The organism is Sphingobium sp. TB-6 (assembly GCF_012927365.1).
Lineage (GTDB): Bacteria > Pseudomonadota > Alphaproteobacteria > Sphingomonadales > Sphingomonadaceae > Sphingobium.
In genome coordinates this window covers 189890-216472 of the sequence record NZ_JABBGL010000004.1, presented here as the reverse complement: position 1 = coordinate 216472, position 26583 = coordinate 189890, and the positions used below count along the sequence as shown (strand labels likewise).

Here is a 26583-nt window from a genome sequence, read left to right as displayed (position 1 = left end):
GCCGAACTCCATCAATCCTTGCCGCGCTTCTTGCGGTGGGTGTCGAGGTCGAGCACGGTCGTGTCCGCGCCTTCGGGCATCAGGCCCAGGCGGCGGGCGACTTCCTGATAGGCTTCGACTTCGCCGCCCAGGTCGCGACGGAAGCGGTCCTTGTCCAGCTTTTCGCCGGTGGTCATGTCCCACAGGCGGCAACCGTCCGGGCTGATCTCGTCGGCCAGGATGACGCGGCTATATTCGCCGTCCCACAGCCGGCCGAATTCCAGCTTGAAGTCGACCAGGCGGATGCCGATGCCCGCGAACAGGCCGCACATGAAGTCGTTGATGCGGATCGCCATGTCGGCAATGTCATGCATCTCGTCCTGCGTTGCCCAGCCGAAGCAGGCGATATGCTCTTCGGACACCAGCGGGTCGCCCAGCGCGTCGTCCTTGTAGCAATATTCGATCAGCGTCCGGGGAAGCTGCGTGCCTTCCTCGATACCCAGCTTCTTGCTCAGCGAACCGGCGGCGACGTTGCGCACAACGACTTCGATCGGCACGATCTCGACCTGGCGGACGAGCTGCTCGCGCATGTTGAGGCGGCGGATGAAGTGGGTGGGAACGCCGATCTGGCCGAGCAGGGTGAAGATATGCTCGGAAATCCGGTTGTTGAGGACGCCCTTGCCTGAAATCGTGCCCTTTTTCTGGGCATTGAAGGCGGTCGCGTCATCCTTGAAATATTGGATGATCGTGCCCGGCTCGGGGCCTTCGTAAAGGATCTTTGCCTTGCCTTCGTAGATCTGGCGGCGACGGGCCATATGCGGTTCCTGTCTTCCCAATAATGAATGTGCCCCGGCAAACGCGAATCGGGAAGGATCAGCGGGTGCCGGGGCTGCTTGGGCTGGCCCTTAGACCAAAGTGGGCAAGGGTGCAAATGGATGGCGGCTCCTACAGGACGTCCCCGAACATGAACCAAACCAGCGCGATCCAGGCCACCAGCCCGATCGCGCCCAATATGACGCCCGATCTGGCGCGAATGGCGGCGATCGGGCCGCGTGCTTGTTCTTCGTCTTCCATCGCCGCTCCGAGTCTTTTGTTGACCGCGATTTCTTAACCAGCGATCAATGCTGATCGTTTGGAAATCGCTCTAGCGGCAGATGCGGGAAAGTTAAGCCGGTTCCGCTTCCGGCTTCATTTCGCCGTTGCGCTGCACCGCCATCAACCGCTCGGTAAAGCGCTGGCGCCACCAACTGATGTCCTGTTGTTCCACGCTGTCCATCATGGCGCGCCAGCGGCGCTTGCGCTCATCGAGCGGCATGGCGAGAGCGCGGGTGATGGCGTCGGACATCTCCTCCGGGCTGTAGGGGTTGATCAGCAGCGCGTCCTTGAGCTGCTGGGCGGCCCCCGCAAAGCGCGACAGGATGAGGACGCCGGGATCGTCGGGATTTTGCGCCGCCACATATTCCTTGGCGACCAGGTTCATGCCGTCGCGCAGGGGGGTGACGAGGCCGATCTTCGCCGCGCGATAGATGCCCGCCAGCTTGTCGCGGGGATAGCCCTGGTTGACGTAGCGGATCGGCGTCCAGTCGACATCGCTATATTCGCCGTTGATGCGGCCGGCGAGGGAATCCAGGGTTGCGCGGATATGCTGATAGCTCTCCACCTCCCCGCGTGAGGGCGGAGCTATCTGTGTCAGCACGACGTTGCGATGGTGTTCGCTATGGTCCTTCAGGAAGCGGGCATAGCCGTTGAAACGTTCCTCCAGACCCTTGCTATAGTCCAGCCGGTCGACCCCCACGATCATGACGCGATCCTGGAGGGAGCGGCGGACCTTTTCATACATGTCGCTGGCCGCTTCGCTGACGGCGGCATGGGCATATTCCTGCGCATTGATGCCGATTGGGCAGGCGATGGCCTGAATGGTGCGGTCGCCCAGCGTCACAAAGTCGCCGTCCACGGAGCCGTTCATTTCCCGTTCCACATAATGGCGGAAGGATTCCAGCCATTCCTCGGTATGGAAGCCCACGACATCATAGGCGAAAAGAGCCTGCACCAATTTGGTATGATGGGGGAGCGATACCAGCAGCCGGGTCGGCGGCCAGGGGATGTGCAGGAAGAAGCCCATGCGATTGTCATGGCCTCGGTCCCGCAGCATCCGGCCCAGCGGGATCATGTGATAATCCTGGACCCAGATGACGTCTTCCGGTTCGATCAGCGGGCTGGTGGTGTCCGCGAAACGCTGGTTGACGCGGTTGTAGCCGCCCTCGAAATCGCGCTCATATTCGGCCAGGTCGATGCGGAAATGGAACAGCGGCCAGAGCGTCTTGTTGGCATAGCCGTTATAATATTCGTCGACATCCTGTTCCTCCAGGTCGATGGTCGCGGTCTTGACGCCTTCATCCTCGGAAAAGCCGATCTGCCCGGTGAAATTTTCCGTGACTTCGCCGGACCAGCCGACCCATATGCCGCGGCTTTCCCGCAGCGCCTGGGAAAGGGCGACGGCCAGCCCGCCCTGATTGCCGGTTTTGCTGGGTTTGCTGACCCGGTTGGAAATGACTATCAAACGGCTCATGCCAAGCGCCTCCATGCCAAGCGCCTCATCGCATCACGCTCCATGGTTTGCTCAATAGCACGGCGCAGTTGATAATGCCGACCAATGAGTAGGTTTGAGGATAGTTCCCCCATAACTCGCCGGAAACAGGGTCGATATCTTCGGACAACAGCCCGGCGGCGGTGCGGCGGGAGAGCATTTCCTCGAACAGGGACCGCGCCTCCTCCCCGCGGCCGGTGCGGTGCAGCGCCTCGATCAGCCAGAAGGTGCAGACGTTGAAGGCGGTGACCGGCTCCCCGAAATCATCGGGCGCGCTGTAGCGGAGCATGTCGTTGCCGCGCCGCAAATCCTTTTCCAGCGCCGTCAGCGTCCCCACGAACATGGGATTGTCCGCGGTCAGGAAGCGCAGGTCGAGCAATTGGAGCAGGGAAGCGTCCCGCGCATCATCCTCAAAATTGGCGGAAATGGCATTGCTGTCGGTCCGCCAGGCGGATTGGAGGATGCGGGCCTTCATCACCTCCGCCCGCTCGCGCCAATAGGCTTCGCGTTCTGGCAATCCCACGGCGGTCGCCGCATGGGCAAGCCGGTCGCATGCCGCCCAGCACATGACCGCGCTATAGCTGTGGACATGGGCGCGGGTGCGCAGTTCCCACAGGCCCGCATCGGGCTGGTCATAGACCTGCCAGGCACGTTCGCCCACCGCCTCCAGCGCCTCGAAATCCGCCGGGCCGGCCATGCGCAGCAGCCGCTGGTCGATGAAGCCCTGGACGGAGGACAGGACGATCTGGCCATAGGCGTCATGCTGGATCTGCGAATAGGCGGCATTGCCGATCCGCACCGGCCCCATGCCCCTGTATCCGGGGAGATTTTGGGCCTCCCGCTCCTCCAGCGTGGCATTGCCGCGCACGTCGTAGAGCGGCTGGATATGGCCGCCCCGCGCGCCGTCGACGATGTTGCGCAGATAGACGAGATAACTTTCCAATACGTCCAGCGCACCCAGGCGATTGAGCGCCTCGACAGTATAATAGGCGTCCCTGATCCAGCAGTAGCGATAGTCCCAGTTACGGCCGCTATCGGCATGTTCGGGGATGCTGGTGGTGAGCGCTGCTACGATCGCGCCGGTTTCCTCATGCTGGCAGAGCTTGAGCGTGATGGCGGAACGAATGACCGCCTCCTGCCATTCGGCGGGGATGGCCAGGCTGCGCACCCAGATCTGCCATTCGTGGATCGTATCGTCCAGCATTCGTTCCACCGCTGGGCGGAGGGCATCGGAAAAGCTCTCATCCGGCCCCAGGAAGAAATGCATGTCATGTTCGATGCGGAACCAGCTTTCCTGGGAAATGAGGCCGATGGGCGCGTTGGTGGACATGCGCATCGCCATATAGGACAGCACCAGCCGGATATGGTTGGATCCGTAGCTGATCGGCACTTTTTCAGAATGCCAGGAGGTGGTCGGGCGCAGCCTGACGCGAACGCGTGGACTCCCGGAAATCGGCCGGACGATGCGGGCGAACGCCACCGGCCGGTACATGCGGCCCTGATGCTTGTGGCGCGGGCAGAAATCGTAAAGCTCTATCGCATTGCCCTGGTCATCGGTCTGGCGCGTGACCAGTATCGGCGTGTTGCGAATATAATACTGTTCGATCCGGGTGCAGTTTTCCAGCTCGATGGCCCAGAATCCTCGCGCTTCCGGCTTGTCCCAGGCGGCATCGTCCAGCAGCGCGGAAAAAACGGGATCGCCGTCCACGCGGGGCACGCACGCCCAGACCATCCGCCCGGCGCGGTCGATCAGCGCGGACGCCTGGCAGTTGCCGATGGGCCAAAGGTCGAGCGTACGCTCGTTCCCGCCCGGGCGGTCGTTTTTCTGCGTTGCTATCGGTCCGTCCCCCTAGTTCGTGCACGACGGGGACGACGGACATCGGATCAGTCGGTGCCAGCGAACCCCTGAGCAAGATAATGCCTGACGGCGGCAACCTGTTCCAAAGAGAATGCGGCGAGCGTCGATCTGGGCGCGCCGACCAGAATTCCTGCGCCGCCCAGATCGCGGGCGACGGCAAAGCCTTCCTCATCGGTGACATCGTCTCCGATGAACAGGGGGGTGCCGCCTGTCATGGGCGCGCGCTGCATCAGCGCGCGGACGGCGCTGCCCTTGTCGGCGCCGCCGGGACGCAATTCGTAGAGCATCTTGCCCGGCTGGAGCGCGAGGCCAAACTGATCCGCGAGGCGCGTCGCCAGATCGCCCGCCTCCCGGCCCCACTGGGGCGCACCGCGAAAATGAAGGCCGACGCTGATCGTCTTGCGTTCAACAAGGACGCCGGACTTGCCCGCTGCGAAACTCTGGAAGGCGGCTTCGGCCTCATTGATCGCGGGCAGGCGGGCCGGCGCCTCGGCCAGACGGCCGGGTTCCGCCAATTCCAGCCCATGCGTGCCCGCCAGCAGAAATGCGCCAAAGCCGAAGTCGCGCAGCGTCGCGACCGATCGGCCGCTCACGATCGCGAGCCGTCCCTCCAGACGATCGCGCAGGCGACCGAGCAAGGCGAGCAGATCGTCATCGACCACGACGCTATCGGGGGTATCCGCGATCGGGGCCAGGGTTCCGTCGAAGTCGAGGAACAGCGCGGCCCCGATCAGCAGCGCGGGCGGCGGAGGGGGAAGATCGGGAAGAGAGGAAAGACGGGAATCGGACACGCGCGCAAGGTGGCGCATGGCGCGGAATGTGCAAGCCCCGTCGGACGGTCTTCGCGATTTTTGAGCGGCTTCATCGCTATTCCTCCGTCCAGGGCGCTGACCAGGCGATGCGGTGAAGCGTGCAGAAGGCCTGCATGATGGTGGCGATCAAACCGGAAAGGGCGGTGGATGTTTCATGGCTGTTGGCGCACAGCTGGTCGTCGTCAGACAAGCGCATGACGGGCTCCTTTTTCCATGATTGAAGTGCGAAACGCTTTCGTTTCGCTGGAATGTCTATCGCTTTTTTCCGTAGCGGCCGCCAACAAAAGGATGGACCTTTCATATAAGGTCTGCTTATCAATCCGTCATGAGCCAATTGCCGCCTTTGTCTGCCGTCCGCGTGTTCGAGGCCGCGGCGCGGCTCGAAAATTTCACCGCCGCCGCGCAGGAATTGGGGATGACGCAGGCGGCCGTCAGCTATCAGGTGAAATTGCTAGAAGAGCGGCTGGGGATCGGCCTGTTCCAGCGGGCAGGACGGAAGGTGGCGCTGACCGACAAGGGGCGAGAGATCGCGCCCATCATCACCCGCGCCTTCGACCAGATGCGGCAGGGTTTCGCCGCGCTGACGCAGGATCATTCGACGGTGCTGACGATCAGTTGCTCCATTAGCTTCGCGCATCTCTGGCTGGCGCCCCGGATAGGGACTTTCCAGATGCGCCAGCCAGGGTTGGCCGTGCGGATCGATGCGACAAACCAGGTCGTGGATTTTGCCCGCGACGGCGTGGATGTTGCGGTGCGCGGCGGGGAAGGGAAATGGCCGGGGGTGGAGGCGAAGTTGCTGACCCACAACCGGCTGGCGCCCTTGTGCAGCCCCGGGTGGCTGGCGAAGAACGGGCCGATTGCCGATCCTCGGGCGCTACATGCCATGCCGCGCCTGTCGCCGGATGACATGTGGTGGCATGAATGGTTCGCGGGCGTCGGCGTGGAAGCCGACGGAAAGGTGCTGCCGCCGGGCATCGCGCTGGATTCCCAGGTGATGGAGGGCCGCGCGGCCATGGCGGGACAGGGGGTCGCGATCGTCAACCTCTTCCTGTGGAAGGCGGAGGTTGAGGCCGGGCTGCTGGTGGAGGCTGTTCCATCCTATGTGAAGGAACGGGCGAGCTATTGGGTGGTCTATCCGCCCCACGCCCGCAACATGCCCAAGGTGAAGGCGTTCCGCGACTGGATCAGCGCGGAGTTCGCTCGGGAGATCGCGGCCGATCCGGAAGGGCGGTTCCTGCCGCGTTAGTAATGAGGCGCTCGGTGCTCCTGCGAACGCGGGAGAGCGATTCCTTTAACTGGATCGATCGCCTATCTAAACTTCGTTTCCGTTTTGTCACGGCGCTGCTATTCCGATCTCGATGACCGATTTTCGCGACCCATTCGATGCTATCAAGGACCACCCGTTCGACGATGCGCTGTCCCAGCGCTATCTCGTCTATGCGCTTTCGACCATCACGGCCCGATCGTTGCCGGACCTGCGCGATGGGTTGAAGCCGGTGCATCGCCGGCTGCTCTGGGCGATGCGGCTGCTGCGGATGGAGCCAGGCGGCGCCTCCCCGGACGTGCTGGTCGCCAATCCGGCGCGCAACACCACCTCCTACAAGAAATGCGCTCGCGTCGTCGGTGACGTCATCGGTAAATATCATCCGCATGGCGACGCATCGGTCTATGACGCCATGGTGCGTCTGGCGCAGGATTTTTCGCTGCGCACGCCGCTGGTCGATGGACAGGGCAATTTCGGCAATATCGACGGCGATAATGCGGCGGCGATGCGCTATACCGAGGCGCGGCTGACGCAGGCGGCGGCCGATCTGATGGCGGGGCTGGACGAGGGCACTGTCGAGTTCCGCCCGACCTATAATGGCGAGGATCATGAGCCGGAGGTCTTTCCCGGCCTTTTCCCCAATCTGCTCGCCAATGGCGCCACCGGCATCGCGGTCGGCATGGCGACCAGCATCCCGCCGCACAATGTCGCGGAACTGATCGACGCCGCCAGCCTGTTGATCGACAATCCGGAGGCGGAGCATGCCGATCTGATGCAGATCGTGCGAGGGCCGGACTTTCCGACGGGCGGCGTGTTGGTCGACAGCGCTTCCATCATTTCAGAGGCTTATGCGACGGGGCGGGGATCGTTTCGAACCCGCGCGCGCTGGCACAAGGAGGATGGCGGGCGCGGCACCTGGGTCGCCGTGGTCACCCAAATCCCCTTCCAGGTCCAGAAATCCAAGCTGATCGAGCAGATCGCGGTTCTGATCAACGACAAGAAGCTGCCGATCCTGGCCGATGTGCGCGACGAGAGCGACGAGCAGATTCGCATCGTCATCGAACCACGCGCCCGCACCGTCGACCCCGATGTGCTGATGGACAGCCTGTTCCGGCTGACCGACCTCGAAAACCGCTTTCCGCTGAACCTGAACGTGCTCGACGCCACTCGGACGCCGCGGGTGTTGGGCCTGAAATCCGTGCTGGTCGAGTGGTTGAAGCACCAGATCGATGTGCTGGTGCGGCGCGCGCAGCACCGGCTGGAGAAGATCGCGGCGCGGCTGGAACTGCTCGACGGCTATATCATCGCCTATTTGAACCTCGACCGGGTGATCGAGATCATCCGCACCGAGGATGAGCCCAAGGAAGTGATGATGGCCGAATTCGGCCTCAACGACCGGCAGGCCGAGGCGATCCTCAACATGCGGCTGCGTTCTTTGCGCAAGCTGGAGGAGATGGAACTGCGGCGCGAACATTCGGAGCTGCTGAAAGAACGTGACGAACTGATCAAGCTGGTCGAAAGCCCGACGCGGCAACGGACCCGGCTGAAGAAGGATCTGGCGGACCTGCGCAAGCGCTATTCGCCCGACAGCGATTTCGGCAAGCGGCGCACTTTGGTCGAGGAGGCCGCCCCGGCGCGGGAAATCCCGCTGGAGGCGATGATAGAGAAGGAGCCGATCACCGTGATCCTGTCCGAGCGCGGCTGGATCAGGGCGATGAGTGGACATCGCGACCTTGCCTCGGCAGACACGCTGAAGTTCAAGGAAGGCGACGGTCCGATGATCGCCTTCCACGCTCAGACCACGGACAAGCTGTTGCTGGCCACGGAAACGGGCCGCATCTTCACCCTGGGCGCGGACAAGCTGCCGGGCGGGCGCGGCTTTGGCGATCCGGTGCGGTCGCTGGTCGATATGGATGGGACCGGCAATATCGTTGCCTTGATGCCTGCGCGGATCGGCGGCGAACTGTTGTTGGCGGCCTCTGACGGTCGCGGCTTCGTGGCCGCTGTGGCCGACGTGATCGCGGAAACGCGCAAGGGCAAGCAGGTCGTCAATGTGCGGACCGGCGCGAAGCTCAGCGTCGTGCATCCCATCGCATCCGAGGCGGACAGCGTCGCAGTGGTGGGCGAGAACCGCAAGTTGCTGGTCTTCACGCTGATCGAAATGCCGCGCATGGCGCGTGGACAGGGCGTCCAGATGCAGCGCTATCGCGATGGCGGATTGTCCGACGCCATCGCCTTCCGCCTGTCGGACGGCCTTAGCTGGGCCATGGGCGGAGGATCGGGCCGTACCCGGACGGAAGCGGACATGACGCCATGGCGCGTCGCAAGAGGCGCGGCGGGGCGGATGCCGCCCACGGGCTTTCCCCGCGATAACCGGTTCTGACAAGCTGATTTTTTGCCATTAGCGCATCGGGTACGGGAATGTCGTTTCCCGAAAATTTACCGATTGGGCCTATCGCGGGCCTATGAAATCCATGTCGATGCGCGATCGGACGAGTGAGATGCCGAAGATCGAGCTCCTTAAGGGGGCGGATGACGCGCATCTTTCGCATCGCGTGGCGATAGCCGACTGGCTGGCCGCATTGCCCTATCCGGCGGCGACATTTTCGTTCAAAAATAATAAGTTGTCGATGATGACGAGCAATGTGCCGTTCGGCAATTATTTCAATCCCCGCGGGCCGGGCGAAGCCGAACGATCCCATGTCGCGGAATGGCGCAAGCGCATCGTGCAATGCGTCTTGTCAGGGCGTGATTCGGAAGGTTTCGAATTGCGCCGTGACGGCGTTTTGGGCCCTGAATATTTTTATTGCACGGTGGGCCGCCTGCCCGAAATGGAGGGTGAGTCCAATCTTTTTCTATTCACCGCGCTCGACCGAACCAGCGACCGGACCATCGAGAAGAATTTGCGGCGGGAATTGCTGTCGGACGGCTTGACCGCGCTGCCCAACCGGACCGGCTTTGGCGAGGAAATCGAGGAACGGCTGGCCAATATGCCTTGGCCGGACAATGCGCAGTTCGGGATCATCGCCATCGATCTCAGCCGGTTCAGCCGGGTCAATGAGTCATTGGGACCGATGGCCGGTGACGAATTGCTGATCACGGTCGCCAAGCGATTGAAGTCGAGCCTGCGGCAGGGCGATGTGCTGGCGCGCATTGGGGGCAATGATTTTGCAATTTTTGCTCGCTTGAACAATGGCCTATCGGATGCTCTTCATATCGTTCAGCGCATTCGCGATGCGCTTAGCTATCCGATCAGGCTGAGCGATCTGCAAATCCGGGTCGATTGCGCGATCGGCTGCGCCTTGTCGACCAACCTGACCGAAGACCCCGAAGATGTGGTCCGCAAGGCGCAGGCGGCGGTGAAAATCGCCAAGCGCAGCGGCAAGGTTGAAATCTACCGAAACGGCGTACTCAAGGAGGCGCAGCGGCGCTTTTCCATAGAGAGCCGTCTGCGCGATGCGCTGGCCCAGGGCGGGTTGACCCTGGCCTTCCAGCCGCTCATTCATTTGCAGACCGGAGAAATTACCGGCTTCGAGGCATTGGCCCGGTGGGAGGATGAAGAACTGGGCCATGTCTCACCCACTGAGTTCATCGCCGTGGCGGAGGAAAGCGGGCTGATCACGCCGTTGGGGCGTTGGGCAGCCTATGAGGCGGCGCAGGCAATCAGCCGTTGGGACGCGAAATTCGGCCAGCCGCTGCCGGTGGGCGTCAATGTGAACCTTTCGCCCATTCAAATGGCGCGGGACGATGTCGCTTCCATGTTCGAGGAAGCGCTGCGCTATTCGGGCATTTCGGGCAATCGGCTGACCGCGGAACTGACAGAGAGCGCCATCGTGGCCGATCCGGAAAAGGCGCGGAAGCTGCTTTTCGCGCTCAAGGATCTCCACATGCCGATCGCCATGGACGATTTTGGCACGGGCTATTCGAACCTGGCGAGCCTGCACAGCCTGCCGATCGATATTTTGAAGATCGATCGCAGCTTCGTGACCTCCATGCTGGAGGACCGCGACAAGGAAATCATGGTTCGCACCATCCTGTCGCTGGCCGAATCGCTGGGCCTGCATGTGACCGCCGAAGGGATCGAGACGCAAGAACTGGCCCATGCGTTGCAGAATCTGGGCTGCTGGCAGGGGCAGGGCTATTATTTCGCGCGGCCGATGCCGGAGAGCGAAGCTTTTGATTATTGGCGGGCGCGCTGGAATTTCGAAACGGTCTGATCCGCGATTTCGGCCACGCGGGCGTCATCGGGAAAGCCCTCGGCCACCCAGATCTTCTGAACCTCCGCCAGCGCCTTGGCCACATCTGGGCCGGGTTGCAGGCCGCGCGCGATGAGCGCGCCGCCGCCTAGCGGCAATCGGGGCGGGGTCCAGTCCATGAGCGTCGCTATGCCGTCGAGCGGCGCTTCGGGATCGATCAGGAGGCGATCGATCGCCCCTTCAATGCCGATCTGAAAGGCGAGGGTGCGGGGTGCCGCGCTGGTGGCGCTTCCGTCAAGCGCGGTCATGAGCCGCTTGCGGGCCTTGTTGGACAATTTGAGCCGGGCGCCGACCTGATCGGCTATGCGCGGATCGGGAGGGAGAAGGGCGGCCAGACGGCGCATCGCCGAAGGGCTGGTGCCCGAAGCGGATTCGCGCTCGATCAGCGTGGACAGGCGAGCGAGCCCGCTTCCATCGATCTCGGGAATGACCGGCAGCAATATGCCACCCTCGATCATGAGTTGAAGCGAGGCAAGGGGCCGGGGAATGGCGAGCAATTTGAGCAACTCGTCCGCGATCCGCTCTCGCGAAAGCGCCATCAGGCTGTTGGCGGCGGCACGGCAGGCGGTATAGGCCTCTTCGTCCGGTTCATCTTGACCGAAGCGGGCGAGGAAACGGAAATAGCGCAGGATGCGGAGATGGTCCTCTGCGATCCGGGCGTTGGCATCCCCGATGAAGCGGACGCGGTGCGCCTTCAAGTCAGCCACGCCGCCGAAGAAATCCGTGATTTCGTGGGTGAGGGGATCGGCATAGAGGGCGTTGATGGTGAAATCGCGCCGGGCGGCGTCTTCGCGCCAGTCGTCGGTATAGGCGATGGTGGCGCGGCGGCCATCCGTGCTGACGTCGCGGCGCAGAGTCGTGATCTCGACCGGCCAGCTATTGATGACGGCGGTGATCGTTCCGTGATCTATGCCGGTGGGCACGGCCTTGATCCCGGCGGCTTTCAGCCGGTCGATAACGCCCTTGGGTTCGATGACGGTCGCGATGTCCAGATCGCTTACCGGCAGGCCGAGCAGCCCATCCCGCACCGCGCCGCCGACGAAGCGGGCAAGGCCTTGTTCGCTCCCCAGAGCCTTCAGCAGCGCGTCCAGGCCGGGCCGATGGCGCCAGTCGGCGTCAGGCAACAGGCTGGTCATGGCCGAGCCTTCGCGAAAGATTGGCGAGGATGGCGGCGGTAATCCCCCAGATGCGGCGTCCTTCCCACATTATTTCGTAATAATGCCGTTCAACACCCTGAAATTCTATTGATTTCTTGATTCGATTGGAGGGATCAAGGGCGAAGGAGAGCGGAAGTTCGAACAATTCCGCGACCTCCGTCTCTTGGGGGAAAAGCGGGAGATCTGGCGGGATCACGCCGAGCACCGGGATAATATCGAAGCCAGTAAAGGTGTGATAGCGATCCGACGTGCCGATGATGTCCACCATATGCGGGACGAGGCCGATTTCCTCCTGCGCCTCACGCAAGGCGCCCGCGATTTCGTCTGCATCATCGTCATCGACGCGTCCGCCGGGGAAAGCGACCTGTCCCGCATGTTTGCGCAATCGGGCCGAACGCTGGGTCAGAATGAGGCCGGGTTCGGGGCGGTCGGTAATGGCGACCAGCACGGCAGCGGGGGCCAGGATGAGGTCGCCCTCTATGCGCGGGTCGCGGGTATCGGATAGCAACAGGCCGACTTCGCGCTCATGCCCTTCCTTCAAGGCGGCGCGCAACCGCTCCGCCAGGGTCATGCCGATCCGTCCAGCGCGAAGAAGGCGCCGTTGCTCCACAGGCCGATGGGGTCGGCGCCTTCGTCCAGCGCGAGGTTCATCAACTCATAATAGACGCTGCGGGCGATGAGCGCCTCCAGCCCGCCGCGCACATGCAGATAGGGATGGGGGCCGTCCGGCGTCTCACGCAGGATGAGGGCGTTGTCCGGACCGGCGGCGACCAGATCGCCGGTGTTGAGCCGGAAGGCCAGGCTGCGCTCCCGGCCTTCGCCTTCGGTCTTGAGTTCGACGGCGATGAAGGGCGCGTGCTCCACCTCGATCGACAGCTTTTCGACCGGCGTGACGAGGACGTAGCTGCCATCGGCTTCTCGGCGCAGGATGGTCGAGAAGAGGCGGACCATGGCTTCGCGGCCGATGGGCGAGCCTTGGTGGAACCATGTGCCGTCGCGGGCGATGCGCATGTCGCTGTCGCCGCAATGATCGGGATTCCATTTTTCCACGGGCGGCAGGCGCTTTTCCGCAAGCAGATGCGCAATGTCGGTCAGGGACAGGCTGGCAAGATCAGGAGGCGGTTCCATCGGCATAGGGTCGAGATAGGAGCGCGCGCGTCCGAAGGCAAAAGGGAAATTTCAGGCCTGAACCGTGATCCGCGGGCTGAGCATGCCCCTGCCGTCAATGGGGCGCCCGTCGACGGAGAGCGCCAGCAGGCGGCGCGCCTCGAATGGGCCGGGGCAATCCCAGCCGCTGGTGCCTTCCGCAGAAAAGCCCCAGAAGCGGCCATAATATTCGGGATCACCGATCATCATCAGCGGGTCGCTGCGATGGGCGCGGGCGGCGGTGACGACGGTATCCATCATCGCGCGGCCATGGCCGGTGCCTTGGGCGGACGGGTCGACGGCGACGGGCCCGACCATGATGAGCGGCGTCTGGCTGCCGTCGTCATGAGTGAGGGCGACGGGCCAGCTTTGCAGCGATCCGATGAGCCTGCCCTTCTCATCCTCGATCCCGAAGGACAGTTCGGGCAGCCAGGGCATGCCGTCGCGAATCAGATAGGCGGTGCGGCCGTGCCGGTCAGGGCCGAAGGCGGCATCGAGCAGATGCTCGATCACTTCCTGCGACATGATGTTGAGGGGCACTATCACAGACACGTCTTGCCGATCCGTTCTCAATGGCGCATGGACGCGCCGAGAGCGGCGGGCTTTAGCGCGTGGCTCGCAAAATAAAAGTCTAAACTGGCCCCCGCCCGCAGCAGGCTATATCTGCCGCAGGGACCGGCCGAATGTGGCGAGCTATGAGCAGCGGATTTGACGATTTTCTGACCTTGGAGGTCAATCATCTGGATGTGGATGTCCTGACCGGCATCTATTCCGAAGAGACGCACCTGCCGCAGCCGCTGCGCATCTCGATCCGGGCGAAGCTGAAGATCGCGGATCATTATGAGTCCGATACGCCGCTGTCCCGGTCCAAAAATTATATGGACCTGAAACATGCCGCGACCACGGCGCTGCCGGAAGGGCAGCATTTCACGCTGATAGAGGCGGTGGCGGATCATATCATCGAGACGATCTTTCTTCAGGACGACAAGGTGACGCATGTCGAGGTGAAGATCGTGAAACTCGCCCTTAGCGAGAAGGGCGAGGAGATCGGGATTACCATGGGACGCGGGCGGAGGTAGTTTTCTTCGTGATCCTGTCCGCATAGGCCATGCTGAAGCTCAGCTCTTACCCCTTGATCAGCCCGATTTCCCGCAATCGCTCCGTCAGATAGTCATGCGCAGTGATCGGCGGATCGCGCCGAAGATTCTCCGCGTCCACGCATTGCGGCAGAGCGTCGATCAGGAAATCCGGCCGCAGGTGCATGAAGAAGGGCATGGAATAACGCGAAAAGCCGCGGCGTTCCGGTGGCGGATTGACGACGCGGTGGCTGGTCGAGGGCAAATGATAGTTGGTCAGCCGCTGGAGCATATCGCCCACATTGATGGCCAGCGCACCCGGCGGCGGCACCACAGGTAGCCAGTTGCCGTTGCGATCCTTGAGTTCAAGTCCGCCTTCCTCAGCGCCCAGCAGCAGGGTGATGAGATTGATATCCTCATGCGCCCCGGCGCGGATGCCGGGGGCTTCCGGCGATACGGGCGGATAATGAAGCAGGCGCAGGATCGAATTGCCGTTCTCGATCGGTTTGTCGAACCAGCGCTCCTCCAGGCCCAGATAGAGGGCGATGGCGGAAAGCAGTTCGGCGCCAACGCGGTCGAACTCGGCATAGAGCTGCGCAAAAGTCTCTTGAAATTCGGGCAGCTCGTCCGGCCAGACATTGGGCGGCATGGTTTGCGCCAACGGATCGTCTTTGGGCAGGTCGCGGCCGACATGCCAGAATTCCTTGAGGTCGTTCTCGCTCGCGCCCTTGGCGATTTCCACGCCGAAAGCCGTGTAGCCGCGCTGGCCGCCATTATATTTGGCGTCGTAGCGGCGCTTCGCCTCTTCGGGCAGCGCGAAAAACTGACGAGCCAACGCCCAACCCTTGTCGATCAGCGTCTGGTCCATGCCGTGGTCCTTCACCATGGCAAAGCCGAAGCGCTGGAAGGAGCCACCGAAAGCGGCGGCAAAGTCGGCCTTGGTCATATGGCCCAGGGACAGGACAGGCACTTGTTCCAGCACCGATTGCGACACTTTTAGTCTCCGAAAACAACATGATCGGCCCGGCGCACCGTCCGGGCGCCACGTGGCCATGCACACATCCTTGATCGTCCTTGGCGGCTGATGCAAGGAGGAGCCATGAACTACTGGCTGATGAAATCCGAACCCGATGTCTTTTCCTATGACGATCTGGTCGAAAAGGGAAAAGCGGAATGGGACGGCGTGCGCAATTATGCCGCCCAGAACAATATGAAGGCGATGAGGAAGGGCGACCTGTCGATCTTCTATCACAGCAATATCGGCATCGAGGCGGTCGGCATCATGGAAATTGTCGAGGAAGCTGCGCCCGACAGCACCGACGACAGCGGCAAGTGGATCGCCGTCCATGTGGGACCGAAGGAAAAGTTCGACAAGCCGGTGACGTTGAAGACCATGAAGGCCGATCCGGCGCTGGCCGACATGGCGATGATCCGCCAATCGCGCCTGTCCGTTTCCCCGCTGACGGAGGCGGAGTTCAAGCATATCATCAGTTTATCAAAGGCTTGAGAAAGCGGTTGCGGGAAATGCAATCGTTTCGCCTTTGTTTGCGATTGAGCTTTTGCCGCACTGCACCATAAATTGACGCCAACAGAAAAGAATATTCCAGAGGTGTTTGATCGGCATTCACAAGGAGTTTACCCATGCGAATGCTGTCCAAGTTTGTCCTTTCCGCCCTGTTCGCCCTTGGTGCCGCCAACGCTCCGGTCCATGCCGAAGATGCTGCCAAGCAGAAGTTCACGCACGAGGGTTACACCTATGTGTATGACGTCAAGGACACCAAGACCGGCAAGGTGATTTCGGGTCGTCGTTATCCCGACGCCGTTGCCTTCAATCTGTCTGTCAAGAACGGCCGCGTTTCGGGCGTTTCGGGCGGTCAGGCCGTTGCGTTCAAGGTTGAAGACGCTCGCGGCGCTGCTGCCGAATAGGCGTTTCGAAGCTGATCGATCAAAAAGGGCGGCTCCCCATCGGGAAGCCGCCCTTTTTCATATTTTAGCGGCAGCGACGCTTGCTGTCGATTTCCTTGCCGAGCAGCGCGCCGCCCGCGGCGCCCAGGATCGTGCCGGTGGCGCGATCGCCACGAGTGTCGATCGCGCGGCCGACCAGTGCACCGCCGACGCCGCCGACGATCAGGCCGGTCGTGCCGTTGGACTTGCGGCAATAGGTGCGACCGTCCCGGCCGCGCCATTCGCGATACTCATAATGACGGCGGGCATTCGCGCCATCCGTCGGGACGGCCATCGAAACAGGAATGGCCAGCGAAACGGCGGCCAGGGCCATAAGGGCTTTACGCATTTTATCTCCTCCAAAAGGCGTGCTTTGGTCGTTCAACTCACCCATATTGATCGAGGTTGCATGAACCTGCGACAACGGCACATCATATTGTTTTTTCAAGAATAAAATTTAAGGTAAAGTGATGAACGGATGCGACGAAGCGGCGGCGAAGGCGCTGATCCAGTCTCTTGGCCTGTTGCCTCATCCCGAAGGAGGATGGTTTCGGGAAAGCTGGCGGGCGGCGGCCAAGCCGGGCGAGCGGGCTGCGGGTACGGCAATCTATTTCCTGTTGGAAGCGCATCAGCGTTCGCATTGGCATAGGGTCGATGCCGATGAACATTGGTTCTGGCATGCCGGGGCGCCGCTGACCTTTTCCATCGCTCCGGAGGACGGGCCGGTAAGGGATTGGCTGCTGGGCGGCGATGTGCTGGCGGGGCAGCAGCCCCAAGGGTTGGTTCCGGCGCATCATTGGCAGGCGGCCCGGCCCATGGGCGGCTGGACATTGGTGAGTTGCACCGTGGTTCCAGGCTTTGAATTTTCGGGCTTTACCCTGGCGCCCGAAGGGTGGTCGCCGGGCGGCTGAATCGCCATGAAAAAATTATCCACATTTATCCACAGCTTTAGGGGCAATCCGTCTTCTAGGTGCAAGATTCCGCTTTGAACGACTCGCTTTTGGTGAGAGCATCTTCTTATCGGAAAGGACGGGAGACAGAGGAATCTGAATGCCAAAGTCAGTGAGAAATCAGTGACTTGAAGGACTTTTCGAGCGTCGGGAAAGAAGCATGGACCGGAAGGAAAATGTGGAAAGCCGATGGTTCTCAATAGACGATGCTGTGCACGCGCGTGAGTGAACGTCGGGTATCGAATAAAGAGAACAGGCTGCGCGAGAACGGCCGACCGGCCGGGCAAACGGAGCCGACACGATAGGAAAACCTTGGAGGCAGACCTATCGCGCGCCGAGTCCGATGATCGCATCTTGAAAGAGAAGCGGATCGAGAGACACGACGGAAGTGGGGACCGGCAGAAATGTCGGCCCCCATTTTGCGTTGGGGGGCATCGGGATTTGCTCAGGCCCGGTATCGCAAGATCCAGAGACCGGCCAAAAATGACATGCCCAGCCAGAACAGGATGATCAGCGCCATCGCGGTCCGGCTTTTCGGGCGGTCCGCTTTGCTGCGCGCCTGGAGACGGAATTCGGCCATCAGCGCGGGCGGGATGAGACGGATCGCCAGGGCTATGCCCAAGGGAAGGATGATCAGGTCGTCCAGATAGCCCAGGACCGGGATGAAGTCCGGAATGAGGTCGATCGGGCTGAGCGCGAAGCCGGCGACGCTGGCTGCCACCAGCTTGGCGATAAAAGGCGTGCGACTGTCGCGGGCGGCAAGCCACAGGGCGATGATGTCGACCTTCAGCGCGCTGGCCCAGCTTTTTAGACGTTGAAATGCCATCTGCCGATTTTAGGTGCAAAGGACCGTGCCGCAAGGGCACTGGCCGATATGGTGCCGGATGAGGGGATCGAACCCCCGACCTTCGGTTTACAAAACCGCTGCACTACCGCTGTGCTAATCCGGCCCATCGTTCTGACGGGGAGCGCCTTACTATCAGATGATGCCGAACGTCCAGCCCTCTGTTGCTGCGATTTTTTCGTCGAGGTGCGCGGGTGTCCACAGGCTCGGGCGGGGCGCCGCGCGACGGAGCCAAGCGGCGGTGAGGATCGCGTCGGCGCCGTGATCGTCCGGGGGCGGGCCTTCATGCGGCTGCGATTCGACGGCGAGCAGCGCGTCGTTCAGCGCGGCGAGGCTTCGCATCTTGGCCTTGCCCTTGGGACGCCCGGCGGCGCGCGCGGCTATGCTGGTGTAGATTTCAATGACCAGCGAGCCATTTTGAGGCGGCGGGTCGAACGGCCAGACCGGGACATGGGCGTGGACATGGTGGAGCAGGCGCATGCCTGCAAAGCTCGCCTTGGCGACCTGCGCCGCGCCGATGGCGTCGTAGACCGTGGAGGGCTTGCCTCCGCCCCGCACGTTATAATGCGCTTCGCAGGCGCGGTTGTGCATATAGTCGGCCTTGATGCCATCGGCCTTGCCGAAATAGAAATGGCGGCGGTGGGTGCGTTCGAGCAGGCTGGCGGCGCCCAGATCCTCATCATCGCAGACACTGTCGACATAGGCCCAGAAGGCGGGGCCGGTGATGGGGACTGGATCGCCGGGCAGATAGCTTTGGCGGGCGATATAGGGCGGAGCGAAGCTGAAATCGAAGCCGAAGAGGGTGGGCGCTTCGCTGGCCGTTCGGATGAGCCATGCCGCCACGGCCTGACGCGACCAGAAGCCGCCGCCTTCGGGATGCTGGAGCAGGGGAACCTCGTCGCCCGCTTCGCAGAGGGCGATGGCTATGCCCTTGTGGCGGGCACCTTTGGCCCCGGACCAGTCGATGACGGCATAGCGGGCAAAACTGGGCGTCATTGCTGACGGCGTTCGGCTCTCAAGCGGTCCCAATAGGCCAAACGCTCTGCAATGCGCGCTTCGAATCCGCGTTCGGTGGGGGCGTAGAAGCTTTGGGGCTGCATTTCTTCCGGCCAATAATTGTCGCCGGAAAAGCCGTCCGCCGCGTCATGGTCATAGTGATAGCCTTGGCCATAGCCGATGGTCTTCATAAGCTTCGTTGGTGCGTTCAGGATATTTTGCGGCGGCATCAGCGAGCCGGTTTCGCGGGCGGACTTCCAGGCGGACTTCATGGCGCTGTAAGCGGCGTTGGATTTGGGCGCGGTGGCGCAATAGAGACAGGCCTGGACGATGGCGAGTTCGCCTTCCGGGGAACCGAGGAACTCATAACTGTCCTTGGCGGCCAGGCACTGGACGACGGCCTGCGGGTCGGCAAGGCTGATATCCTCCACGGCGAAGCGGACGAGGCGGCGCAGGACGTAGAGCGGTTCCTCGCCTGCGGTCAGCATGCGGGCGAGATAATAGAGCGCGGCTTGCGGGTCGGAGCCGCGCAGGCTTTTGTGCAGCGCGGAGATCAGGTTGTAATGGCCCTCGCGGTCCTTGTCATAGACGGCGACGCGGCGGTGGAGCAGGGCGGAAAGGCCCGCCGGATCGAGCGGCTCTGGTATGTCAATGGAATAAAGGGTTTCGACCTGGTTGAGCAGGAAGCGTCCGTCACCGTCGGCGCTGGCCAGCAGGGCATCCCGGGCGGCCGGATCGAGCGGGAGCGGGCGGCCGGTCAGGGCCACGGCGCGGTCGAGCAATTGTTCCAGAGCGCTGGCGTCCAACCGGCGTAGGATCAGCACTTGCGCGCGGGAAAGAAGCGCGGCGTTAAGTTCGAAGCTAGGGTTCTCCGTGGTCGCGCCGACCAGGGTGACGGTGCCGTCCTCCACGAAGGGGAGGAAGCCGTCCTGCTGCGCGCGGTTGAAGCGGTGGATTTCGTCCACGAAGAGCAAGGTTTTTTCGCCGCGCCGGGCATATTCCTTCGCTGCGGCGAAGACCTTCTTGAGATCCGCAACACCGGAAAAGACGGCGGAGATCGGCTCGAAGCGCATGCCGACAGCGTCCGCGAGCAGGCGGGAGATGGTGGTCTTGCCCGTGCCCGGCGGTCCCCACAGGATGATCGAGGAAAGGCGGCCAGCAGCAACCATGCGGCCGATCGCACCCTCAGGGCCGGTCAGATGATCCTGCCCCACCACATCGGCCAGGGTGCGGGGACGCAGCTTGTCCGCCAACGGGGCGTCGGCCGGAGTCGCGGTAGGGAGGTCGTCGGGAGTGAAAAGGTCAGCCATCGCCCTCGATATAGGAAGGCTTTGGCTTTCAGGAAATGAGTTTGATCAGGGAGCGCTTCTGATCAGGGAACTGGGCTCGACCTTACCAATGCGCCATGTTCGCGCTGGCGGATGACCCGGACATAGGTATCGACCAGCGCCTGGTTCACCTGATCCCAGCCATAGCGCTCCGCTTCGGCCATGGCGGCTGCGCCAGCGGCGGAGCGAATGGCGGGATCGGTGCAATAGGCGGTCAGCGCATCGGCAAAGGCGGTGATCGCGCCGGGTCGGATCAGGCGGCCGGTGACGCCTTCGGTGACCAGGCTCTCGCTGCCGGTGGCGCGGGCGGCGACGGTGGGCAGGCCACAGGCCATCGCCTCCAGCGTCACATTGCCGAAGGTTTCAGTGACGCTGGGGTTGAACAACATGTCCATGCTGGCGACTGCGCGGCCAAGGTCCGGGCCTTTCTGAAAGCCGGTGAAGACGGCGTCGGGCAGGCGGTTGGCGAACCATTCGCGGGCCGGGCCTTCCCCGACGACCAGCACCTTATGGCGCACATTCTTCGCCGCCAGATGGTCGATCGTGTCGGAAAAGACGTCGAGACCTTTTTCCATCACCAGCCTGCCGATGAAGCCGATCACGGGTTCGTCGCCTGCTATGCCAAGCGACTGGCGCCAAGCAGTGTCACGGCGGCCGGGGTTGAAGATTTCCCGGTCGATGCCGCGGGTCCAGATGCCGACATCATAGCTCATCCGCTGTTCGCGCAGCAGTTGCGCCATCGATTCGGACGGCGCGACGATGGCGTCGCAGCGGCGATAGAAGCGGCGCAGGATCGATTCGATCAGCGGCTCCAGAAAGGCGAGGCCATAATAGCGCGGATAGGTTTCGAAGCGGGTATGGACCGATGCGACGGCGGGCAGGCCGCGCGCGCGCGCCCAACTGATTGCGCGGTGACCGAGCGGGTCGGGACTGGAGACATGCACCAGATTGGGGGCGAAGCGCTTGAGATCGCGGCGGACGGCGCCCGAAAGACGATAGGGAATCCGATATTCGCTGCGCCCCGGCACCGGTACGGAAGGCGTGCTGACCAGGTCGCCCGCAGGGTCGAAGGCCGGAGTATCGGTCGTGGGCGAATAGACGCGCACCGCCGCCCCCTGCCGCAGCAAATAGCCTACGAAGCGGTTGAGCGCCTGGTTCGCGCCGTCTCGCACATAATTATAATTGCCGCTGAAAAGCGCGACGCGAAGCCCCTTAACATCCATCCGCCGCCCTTAACGCAGACAATCGCAAAACCCAAGGGAACCACGACGCCATTTGGGATTTTTGCATGCCGGCAGCAGTGATGCCCGGCCGGCGCGGTTGTTCCCTATAGGAGAGAATGCTTGATGACCGAAAGCTTTCGCAAAGGAGCGAGGGTCAAGTGGAATTGGGGGCAGGGCGTCGGCCGCGGGAGAATATCCGAGCGGTTTGAACGGCATGTCGAACGCAAGATTGAAGGCGCCGTCATCCGCCGCAACGGGTCCAGCCGTAACCCGGCCTATCTGGTGACGACAGACAGCGGCAGCGAAGTGCTGAAATTGGGGTCGGAGCTTTCCCCGGCCTGAGGCCTTTTCCTGTCGACCGGCCTTTCCCCGCCGACGGCTTCCGTGCCAAGAAAAGCCATGACCGCGCTTTCCATGACCATCGACGCGCTGCTGACCGGCAAGCCCGTTCCTTTCCGGGATGGCGAATATAGTGCCATTGCGAAGACGCCGGTGACAGGCGCCGTGCGGATCGGCTGGCTCGGCCTTGAGGGTGACGGGGTAGCCGATACGCTGCATCATGGTGGCTGGGACAAGGCGATCCATCTCTATCCGCAGGACCATTATGACTGGTGGCGCGACCTGAAGCCGGGACATCCTCTGCTCGACGGGCCAGGCGCCTTTGGCGAGAATATCGCGTCGCATGGGATGACCGAGGCGGAAATCTGCCTGGGCGATCGCTTCACCCTAGGCAGCGCCGTGGTGGAGGTGAGCCATGGGCGGCAACCCTGCTGGAAGCTCGACCACCGTTTCGGTGCGCGGGACGTGATGGCGACCATCGTGAAGACGGCGCGTTGCGGCATCTACTTCCGGGTTATCCGGGAGGGACAAGCGGAAGCGGGGACGCAGATGGAATTGCTGGAGCGGCCTTTACCGGACTGGCCGATTGCGCGGGTGTTCCGGTTGCTGATCGGTGGTGGACACAAGGCCGAGCCGGACGCGGTGCGGGCGCTGGCGGATATGCCGGTGCTGGCCGAAGCCTGGCGCGAACGGGCGCGGAAATTGGCGTGATGTTAGCGCGGCAAATTTTGGCCAATAACGCACGTTGATAATGTCGTCATCCCACGGAAAGCTGGGATCTCAGGCGATAGGGCACAGCTTAGTCTCACGAGATCCCAGCTTTCGCTGGGATGACGGGAATGATGTCCCACCCATCACAACCGCACCCTCCGGCTCGCTCGCTCCTAACGGAATACCACCGTCTTCCCGCCATTCTGAAGCACCCGCCGGTCCGCCAGCCAGCCTACTGCGCGGGCCAGCACCTGCGCTTCGATGTCCCGCCCGATCCGGATCATATCCTCCGCCGTTGCGCGATGATCGACTCGCTCCACCGCCTGCTCGATGATCGGCCCTTCATCCAGATCGGCGGTCACGAAATGCGCCGTCGCGCCGATCAGTTTGACCCCACGTTCATGCGCCCGGTGATAGGGGCGAGCGCCCTTGAAGCCTGGCAGGAAGCTGTGGTGAATATTGACGCAGCGTCCCGCAAGCGCCTCAACCAGACCTTCCGACAGCACCTGCATGTAGCGCGCCAGGATCAGATATTCCGACTGCGTCCGCTCGAAAATGCCTAGAAGCGCTTTCTCCTGTGCCGCCTTGTCGCCATTGGGCGGCAACTCATGATAGGGGATGCCGTGCCATTCGGTGATCCGGCGCATGTCGGGATGGTTGGACACCACGCCCATGATGTCGACCGCCAGCGTTCCGGTCTGCCAGCGATGCAGCAGGTCCGCCAGGCAATGCGACCCTTTGGACACGGCGATCAGCATGCGCGGCTTTTCCTCCGCCGCCGTCAACCGCCAGTCCATGGCGAAGCGCGTGCCGACATTGGCGAACTCCTGGCGCAGCCGCCCTGTGTCGCCCATGCGCTCGTCGGTCGCCTCGAACGCGACGCGCATGAAGAAGCGGCCTGCTTCCCGGTCGGCATATTGCTGGCTGTCGGTGATGAAGCCGCCGCGCTCCGCCAGGAACTGGCTCACCGCAGCGACAATGCCCACCCGATCGGCACAGGCCAGAGTCAGCACCCAGGATGGAACAACCGGATCAGTCACGCGCATCTCCCCGCAAACAGGGGAACGCGTTGCCCCAAGCCTGCGCGCCGATCAACCCGTTACGCGCTTCCTTCGCCCTGGGCGCTGGTCATCGCGAAAATGCCTGTCGCATTGCCGGTGTCGAAGGCCAGGTCCAATCCGCCCGTCTCAGGATCGATGTCCCGGCTGATGAATTCATAGAAAGACCCTGGCACCCGGCGCAATTCATCCCCGGCAAAGAGCCGTTCCACGGTATCGGCGCGGAGGGCCGTCTGCCGCACCCGCCCAGTGCGGGAAATCTCCAGCCGATCCTTGATCGGCCAGTCCTCCGCCTTCAGCCGCTCCGCCAGCGCGGCCACATCCGCCACCCGGTCCGTCGCATGATTGAAGGCATTGCCCTCAGTCGCGATCCAGCCCGCTTCATGGGACCGGGAGAGCAGCAACTCATAATCCTCTATGCTGGCGGGTTCATGCTGCCGGTCGAAGGCCGCGACGATCACCGGCAACGCTACCGCAGATTCTGCGAGGGAGACGGGGCGACCGTCCGCATATTTCTCCAACACCGCCTTGGCTTCCGCGGTCAACGGATCGCGGGAGGTGCCGAACACCCGCGCCGCAACCTCGGCAAATTCCGGGTCAAAGCGGTCGACATGCAGTTCGGACAGGAAGAATTGCGGAATGGCTTCGGGCAGATCGGCATGGCGATAGGCCCGCCCGGTCATCCGCAGCCGGTCCAGCGGATAGACCGCCGCCATCTCATAGCCCAGCGGCACCAATATGCGGGTAAAGGCCTCTTCGCCCGGCGGCAATTCGCCGGTCGGGCCTTGGGCCAGCCGCACCGTGCGCAACGCGCCATGATCGAACACCACCTTGCCGCCTCGCGCCAGCCGGTCTTCGACATAGGCCGCGCCGCTCGGCACGCGTTCCAGCAAGTCGTGAAACAGGGCGATGTTCATCGCCATGGCGAAGGCGGCGCGGGATATAGTGGGACCGCGCTCAGCCATTAGCGCGGGATTGATATCGAGCGCCGCCAGCGCTGCCTGCGCTGCCTCCAGACCCAATATCCTCTCCACCAGCGCGTTGATCACCGATTGACTTTCGACCGACATGAGACGCTCCGTGCTGAAGTCCCATTATCGCATGCTTGAAATTAAATTCCAAGCTTTGGCAAGATTTATATCTTCTTGGGCATGCACTCCGCGCCCGCAGCCTTGATCGCGCCGCACAGCTTGGCGGCGTCCGCATTGCTCGCAAGGGGGCCGGCCTGCAACCGCGTCACCCCGCCGCTCGTCAGTATATAGGGGTGATAGCCCGACAAGCCGCTGACCTTGGCGCTGAGCTGGCTCCAGAGCGTCCGGGCGCGCGTTTCCGCACTGAATGCGCCGATCTGCACGCGCCATCCGCCGCTGCTTGCCTTGGGCAAGGCAGGCTTGGGAGCGGTCGGCTTGACTGCTGCCACCTTCGCGGGCGTGGGTGCGGGCTTGGGGGATGGCGCGACTTCAGGAGCCTTGGGTTTGGGCGGAGTGGAGGGCGGCAATTGCGCCGTCCGGATCGGCTTGGGCGCTTCACGCGACACGGGCGCGGACTGGCGAGACTCATCCGCCGTCAGCGCCGTCTTTTCCTGCTGGCCGATGGATCGTGCCATGGCGATGCCATCATTGCGCTGATCCTGCGGAATATATTTGTCCATCTGGCGAAGGCTTGCGGTCGCCTGCGCCAGCCCGGATTCGGACGCCCGCGTCATCAGCGCATAGGCCCGCACCCAGTTCTTTGTCGTCAGGTCGCCGTTGAACAGGGCCGTGCCGACGATATATTGGGCACGCGGCTCGCCCCGGTCTGCGGCACGCTGCAAATAAGGGAGGGCGCCCGCCCGATCGCCCTGCTGGAACATCAGCAGCCCCAGATTGTCCTCGGCGCGGCTATGACCCTGTTTCGCCGCCTTGCGATACCAATCGATCGCGGCGGCTGGATCGGCCTTAACGCCCCGGCCCAGCTTATAGGCCTGCCCCATGTTGAACTGCGCATCGGGATCGCCGGCCTGCGCGAGCGGCTGCCAGACGGTGATGGCCTTGGCATAGTCGCCCTGCTGCCAGGCATCGACGCCCGCCTTCACATCGGCCATCGCGGCCCCGGCCAAGGCCAGTTGCGCCAGGCTCAACATCGTTCCAGCGGCCAGCACGCCCCAAATACGCCTCATGCTCATGCTCCCAATGGGTTCTTGCGCGATCCTATGCCGCATCAAGGTTAATAGCGACTTAGCATTAAGAACATCGCCTTTTTACCGTCCGTCAGGCTTCCACGCGGATTAACCAATTCTTAGGCGGGGCTGTGGCACTCCTTGCCTCAATTGGATTTTCTGGGGGAAGTTGCGTGCGCATATTGGCATTGGCATCGCAAAAGGGGGGATCGGGCAAGACCACCCTGTCGGGGCATCTGGCCGTTCAGGCCCAGATGGCGGGCGCAGGTCCGGTCGTGCTGATCGACATCGACCCGCAGGGGTCGCTGGCCGACTGGTGGAACGAGCGCGAGGCCGAATATCCCGCCTTCGCCCAGACCACGGTCGCCCGCCTGGCCGCCGACCTTGAAATTCTTCGCCAGCAGGGTTTCAAGCTGGCCGTCATCGACACCCCGCCCGCGATCACCATGGCGATCCAGAGCGTCATTTCGGTCGCTGAGCTGATCGTCGTCCCGACCCGTCCCAGCCCGCACGACCTGCGTGCCGTGGGCGCCACGGTCGACCTGTGCGAGCGTGCGGGCAAGCCGCTGATCTTCGTGGTCAACGGCGCGACGCCCAAGGCGCGGATCACCTCCGAAGCCGCCGTTGCCCTGTCGCAACATGGCACGGTTGCCCCAATCACGCTGCACCATCGCACCGATTTCGCCGCCTCGATGATCGACGGCCGCACAGTGATGGAGGTCGACCCCAAGGGCCGTTCGGCCGGAGAGGTCACGCAGCTCTGGACCTATATTTCGGACCGGCTGGAAAAGAATTTCCGCCGCACCGTCTTTTCCGTCCCGCACAATGCGGTCGGCGCGGCAGGCACGGTTCGTCCGGCAAGCGGTGGCTTCGGCCGCCGGGTCTCACAGTAAGGGG

The 26583-nt window shown here is 62.7% G+C and carries 29 protein-coding genes and 1 tRNA gene; 10 read left to right on the top strand and 20 right to left on the bottom strand.

The window, feature by feature from the left end:
- Positions 1–11: 11 nt before the first annotated feature.
- From purC to HHL26_RS08000, 6 genes are all read right to left on the bottom strand, one after another.
- The gene (gene purC / locus HHL26_RS08020; protein WP_066556241.1) at positions 12–794 is read right to left on the bottom strand and encodes a phosphoribosylaminoimidazolesuccinocarboxamide synthase; all 783 of its coding nucleotides are present in this window, start codon (positions 792–794) and stop codon (positions 12–14) included.
- 130 nt (positions 795–924) lie between these two features.
- Positions 925–1053 carry a hypothetical protein gene (locus HHL26_RS24480; RefSeq protein ID WP_254911527.1) on the bottom strand — a complete coding sequence of 43 codons (129 nt, stop codon included), beginning with the start codon at positions 1051–1053 and terminating at the stop codon, positions 925–927.
- A gap of 91 nt (positions 1054–1144) precedes the next feature.
- Positions 1145–2548 carry an alpha,alpha-trehalose-phosphate synthase (UDP-forming) gene (otsA, locus tag HHL26_RS08015; RefSeq protein WP_082748794.1) on the bottom strand — a complete coding sequence of 468 codons (1404 nt, stop codon included), beginning with the start codon at positions 2546–2548 and terminating at the stop codon, positions 1145–1147.
- A gap of 25 nt (positions 2549–2573) precedes the next feature.
- Positions 2574–4343, bottom strand: coding sequence for a glycoside hydrolase family 15 protein (locus tag HHL26_RS08010; protein ID WP_254911528.1), 1770 nt, complete (start codon positions 4341–4343; stop codon positions 2574–2576).
- Between the two features lie 107 nt (positions 4344–4450).
- Entirely contained in the window at positions 4451–5215 is a 765-nt protein-coding gene (gene otsB, locus HHL26_RS08005; protein ID WP_066561588.1) for a trehalose-phosphatase, read from the bottom strand.
- 76 nt (positions 5216–5291) lie between these two features.
- The gene (locus tag HHL26_RS08000) at positions 5292–5432 is read right to left on the bottom strand and encodes a hypothetical protein (RefSeq protein WP_169576061.1); all 141 of its coding nucleotides are present in this window, start codon (positions 5430–5432) and stop codon (positions 5292–5294) included.
- Between the two features lie 129 nt (positions 5433–5561).
- On the opposite strand from HHL26_RS08000, the gene gcvA reads away from it, so the two are divergent.
- The 3 genes from gcvA to HHL26_RS07985 all read left to right on the top strand — a co-directional run bounded on the left by gcvA (position 5562) and on the right by HHL26_RS07985 (position 10717).
- Entirely contained in the window at positions 5562–6482 is a 921-nt protein-coding gene (gene gcvA / locus HHL26_RS07995) for a transcriptional regulator GcvA (RefSeq protein WP_197672776.1), read from the top strand.
- 112 nt (positions 6483–6594) lie between these two features.
- Positions 6595–8883 carry a DNA topoisomerase IV subunit A gene (gene parC, locus HHL26_RS07990; protein ID WP_066556247.1) on the top strand — a complete coding sequence of 763 codons (2289 nt, stop codon included), beginning with the start codon at positions 6595–6597 and terminating at the stop codon, positions 8881–8883.
- A gap of 82 nt (positions 8884–8965) precedes the next feature.
- The gene (locus tag HHL26_RS07985; protein ID WP_066556248.1) at positions 8966–10717 is read left to right on the top strand and encodes a bifunctional diguanylate cyclase/phosphodiesterase; all 1752 of its coding nucleotides are present in this window, start codon (positions 8966–8968) and stop codon (positions 10715–10717) included.
- On the opposite strand, the gene HHL26_RS07980 is transcribed toward HHL26_RS07985, so the two are convergent.
- Genes HHL26_RS07980 through HHL26_RS07965 form a run of 4 tightly spaced genes read right to left on the bottom strand, consistent with a single transcriptional unit; the run spans position 10681 to position 13611 of the window.
- Positions 10681–11892, bottom strand: a complete 1212-nt coding sequence (locus HHL26_RS07980; protein WP_066556249.1) for a CCA tRNA nucleotidyltransferase — start codon at positions 11890–11892, stop codon at positions 10681–10683. The genes HHL26_RS07985 and HHL26_RS07980 overlap by 37 nt on opposite strands.
- Entirely contained in the window at positions 11873–12484 is a 612-nt protein-coding gene (locus tag HHL26_RS07975; RefSeq protein WP_066556250.1) for a CoA pyrophosphatase, read from the bottom strand. Before HHL26_RS07975 ends, HHL26_RS07980 begins: the two co-directional genes overlap by 20 nt.
- The gene (locus HHL26_RS07970; protein WP_066556251.1) at positions 12481–13047 is read right to left on the bottom strand and encodes a DUF1285 domain-containing protein; all 567 of its coding nucleotides are present in this window, start codon (positions 13045–13047) and stop codon (positions 12481–12483) included. Before HHL26_RS07970 ends, HHL26_RS07975 begins: the two co-directional genes overlap by 4 nt.
- A 45-nt stretch (positions 13048–13092) precedes the next feature.
- Positions 13093–13611: an N-acetyltransferase gene (locus tag HHL26_RS07965; protein WP_066556252.1), complete on the bottom strand. Its 519-nt coding sequence runs from the start codon at positions 13609–13611 to the stop codon at positions 13093–13095.
- Positions 13612–13754: 143 nt separating this feature from the next.
- Between HHL26_RS07965 and HHL26_RS07960 the strand changes: the two genes are divergently transcribed.
- Positions 13755–14138, top strand: coding sequence for a dihydroneopterin aldolase (locus tag HHL26_RS07960; RefSeq protein ID WP_066556253.1), 384 nt, complete (start codon positions 13755–13757; stop codon positions 14136–14138).
- A gap of 46 nt (positions 14139–14184) precedes the next feature.
- Here the strand turns inward: HHL26_RS07960 and HHL26_RS07955 are convergent, their stop codons facing one another.
- Entirely contained in the window at positions 14185–15129 is a 945-nt protein-coding gene (locus HHL26_RS07955) for a 2-oxoglutarate and iron-dependent oxygenase domain-containing protein (protein ID WP_066556261.1), read from the bottom strand.
- Between the two features lie 105 nt (positions 15130–15234).
- Between HHL26_RS07955 and HHL26_RS07950 the strand changes: the two genes are divergently transcribed.
- Positions 15235–15642, top strand: a complete 408-nt coding sequence (locus tag HHL26_RS07950; protein WP_066556268.1) for an EVE domain-containing protein — start codon at positions 15235–15237, stop codon at positions 15640–15642.
- A gap of 134 nt (positions 15643–15776) precedes the next feature.
- Complete coding sequence (locus HHL26_RS07945) at positions 15777–16061, top strand: hypothetical protein (RefSeq protein ID WP_237230007.1); 285 nt, start codon at positions 15777–15779, stop codon at positions 16059–16061.
- Positions 16062–16125: 64 nt separating this feature from the next.
- Here the strand turns inward: HHL26_RS07945 and HHL26_RS07940 are convergent, their stop codons facing one another.
- Positions 16126–16428 (bottom strand): glycine zipper 2TM domain-containing protein, encoded by a 303-nt coding sequence (locus HHL26_RS07940; RefSeq protein WP_066561591.1) that lies wholly within the window; start codon positions 16426–16428, stop codon positions 16126–16128.
- A gap of 121 nt (positions 16429–16549) precedes the next feature.
- On the opposite strand from HHL26_RS07940, the gene HHL26_RS07935 reads away from it, so the two are divergent.
- Positions 16550–16990, top strand: a complete 441-nt coding sequence (locus HHL26_RS07935; protein WP_066556272.1) for a cupin domain-containing protein — start codon at positions 16550–16552, stop codon at positions 16988–16990.
- Between the two features lie 484 nt (positions 16991–17474).
- On the opposite strand, the gene HHL26_RS07930 is transcribed toward HHL26_RS07935, so the two are convergent.
- The 5 genes from HHL26_RS07930 to HHL26_RS07910 all read right to left on the bottom strand — a co-directional run bounded on the left by HHL26_RS07930 (position 17475) and on the right by HHL26_RS07910 (position 21420).
- Positions 17475–17855, bottom strand: coding sequence for a YkvA family protein (locus HHL26_RS07930; protein ID WP_066556274.1), 381 nt, complete (start codon positions 17853–17855; stop codon positions 17475–17477).
- Between the two features lie 49 nt (positions 17856–17904).
- Positions 17905–17979: transfer RNA gene (locus HHL26_RS07925), tRNA-Thr, on the bottom strand.
- 29 nt (positions 17980–18008) lie between these two features.
- Entirely contained in the window at positions 18009–18869 is an 861-nt protein-coding gene (locus HHL26_RS07920) for a hypothetical protein (protein WP_066556276.1), read from the bottom strand.
- Positions 18866–20179: a replication-associated recombination protein A gene (locus tag HHL26_RS07915; protein WP_066556278.1), complete on the bottom strand. Its 1314-nt coding sequence runs from the start codon at positions 20177–20179 to the stop codon at positions 18866–18868. Before HHL26_RS07915 ends, HHL26_RS07920 begins: the two co-directional genes overlap by 4 nt.
- A gap of 62 nt (positions 20180–20241) precedes the next feature.
- Positions 20242–21420: a glycosyltransferase family 1 protein gene (locus HHL26_RS07910; RefSeq protein WP_066556280.1), complete on the bottom strand. Its 1179-nt coding sequence runs from the start codon at positions 21418–21420 to the stop codon at positions 20242–20244.
- A gap of 123 nt (positions 21421–21543) precedes the next feature.
- Here HHL26_RS07910 and HHL26_RS07905 point away from each other — a divergent pair, with 123 nt between their 5' ends.
- Positions 21544–21762, top strand: a complete 219-nt coding sequence (locus HHL26_RS07905) for a DUF2945 domain-containing protein (RefSeq protein WP_066556281.1) — start codon at positions 21544–21546, stop codon at positions 21760–21762.
- Between the two features lie 57 nt (positions 21763–21819).
- Positions 21820–22470 carry an MOSC domain-containing protein gene (locus tag HHL26_RS07900; RefSeq protein WP_066556283.1) on the top strand — a complete coding sequence of 217 codons (651 nt, stop codon included), beginning with the start codon at positions 21820–21822 and terminating at the stop codon, positions 22468–22470.
- A gap of 173 nt (positions 22471–22643) precedes the next feature.
- Here HHL26_RS07900 and purU read toward each other — a convergent pair whose 3' ends face one another.
- From purU to HHL26_RS07885, 3 genes are all read right to left on the bottom strand, one after another.
- Positions 22644–23516, bottom strand: coding sequence for a formyltetrahydrofolate deformylase (gene purU / locus HHL26_RS07895; protein ID WP_176392425.1), 873 nt, complete (start codon positions 23514–23516; stop codon positions 22644–22646).
- Positions 23517–23569: 53 nt separating this feature from the next.
- A complete protein-coding gene (locus tag HHL26_RS07890) occupies positions 23570–24598 on the bottom strand; it encodes a DUF1338 domain-containing protein (protein ID WP_066556288.1) in 1029 nt (342 codons plus the stop codon).
- 65 nt (positions 24599–24663) lie between these two features.
- Entirely contained in the window at positions 24664–25692 is a 1029-nt protein-coding gene (locus HHL26_RS07885; RefSeq protein ID WP_066556293.1) for an SPOR domain-containing protein, read from the bottom strand.
- A 167-nt stretch (positions 25693–25859) separates the two neighbouring features.
- Here HHL26_RS07885 and HHL26_RS07880 point away from each other — a divergent pair, with 167 nt between their 5' ends.
- Positions 25860–26579, top strand: a complete 720-nt coding sequence (locus HHL26_RS07880) for a ParA family protein (RefSeq protein WP_066556294.1) — start codon at positions 25860–25862, stop codon at positions 26577–26579.
- The last annotated feature ends 4 nt before the right edge of the window (positions 26580–26583 follow it).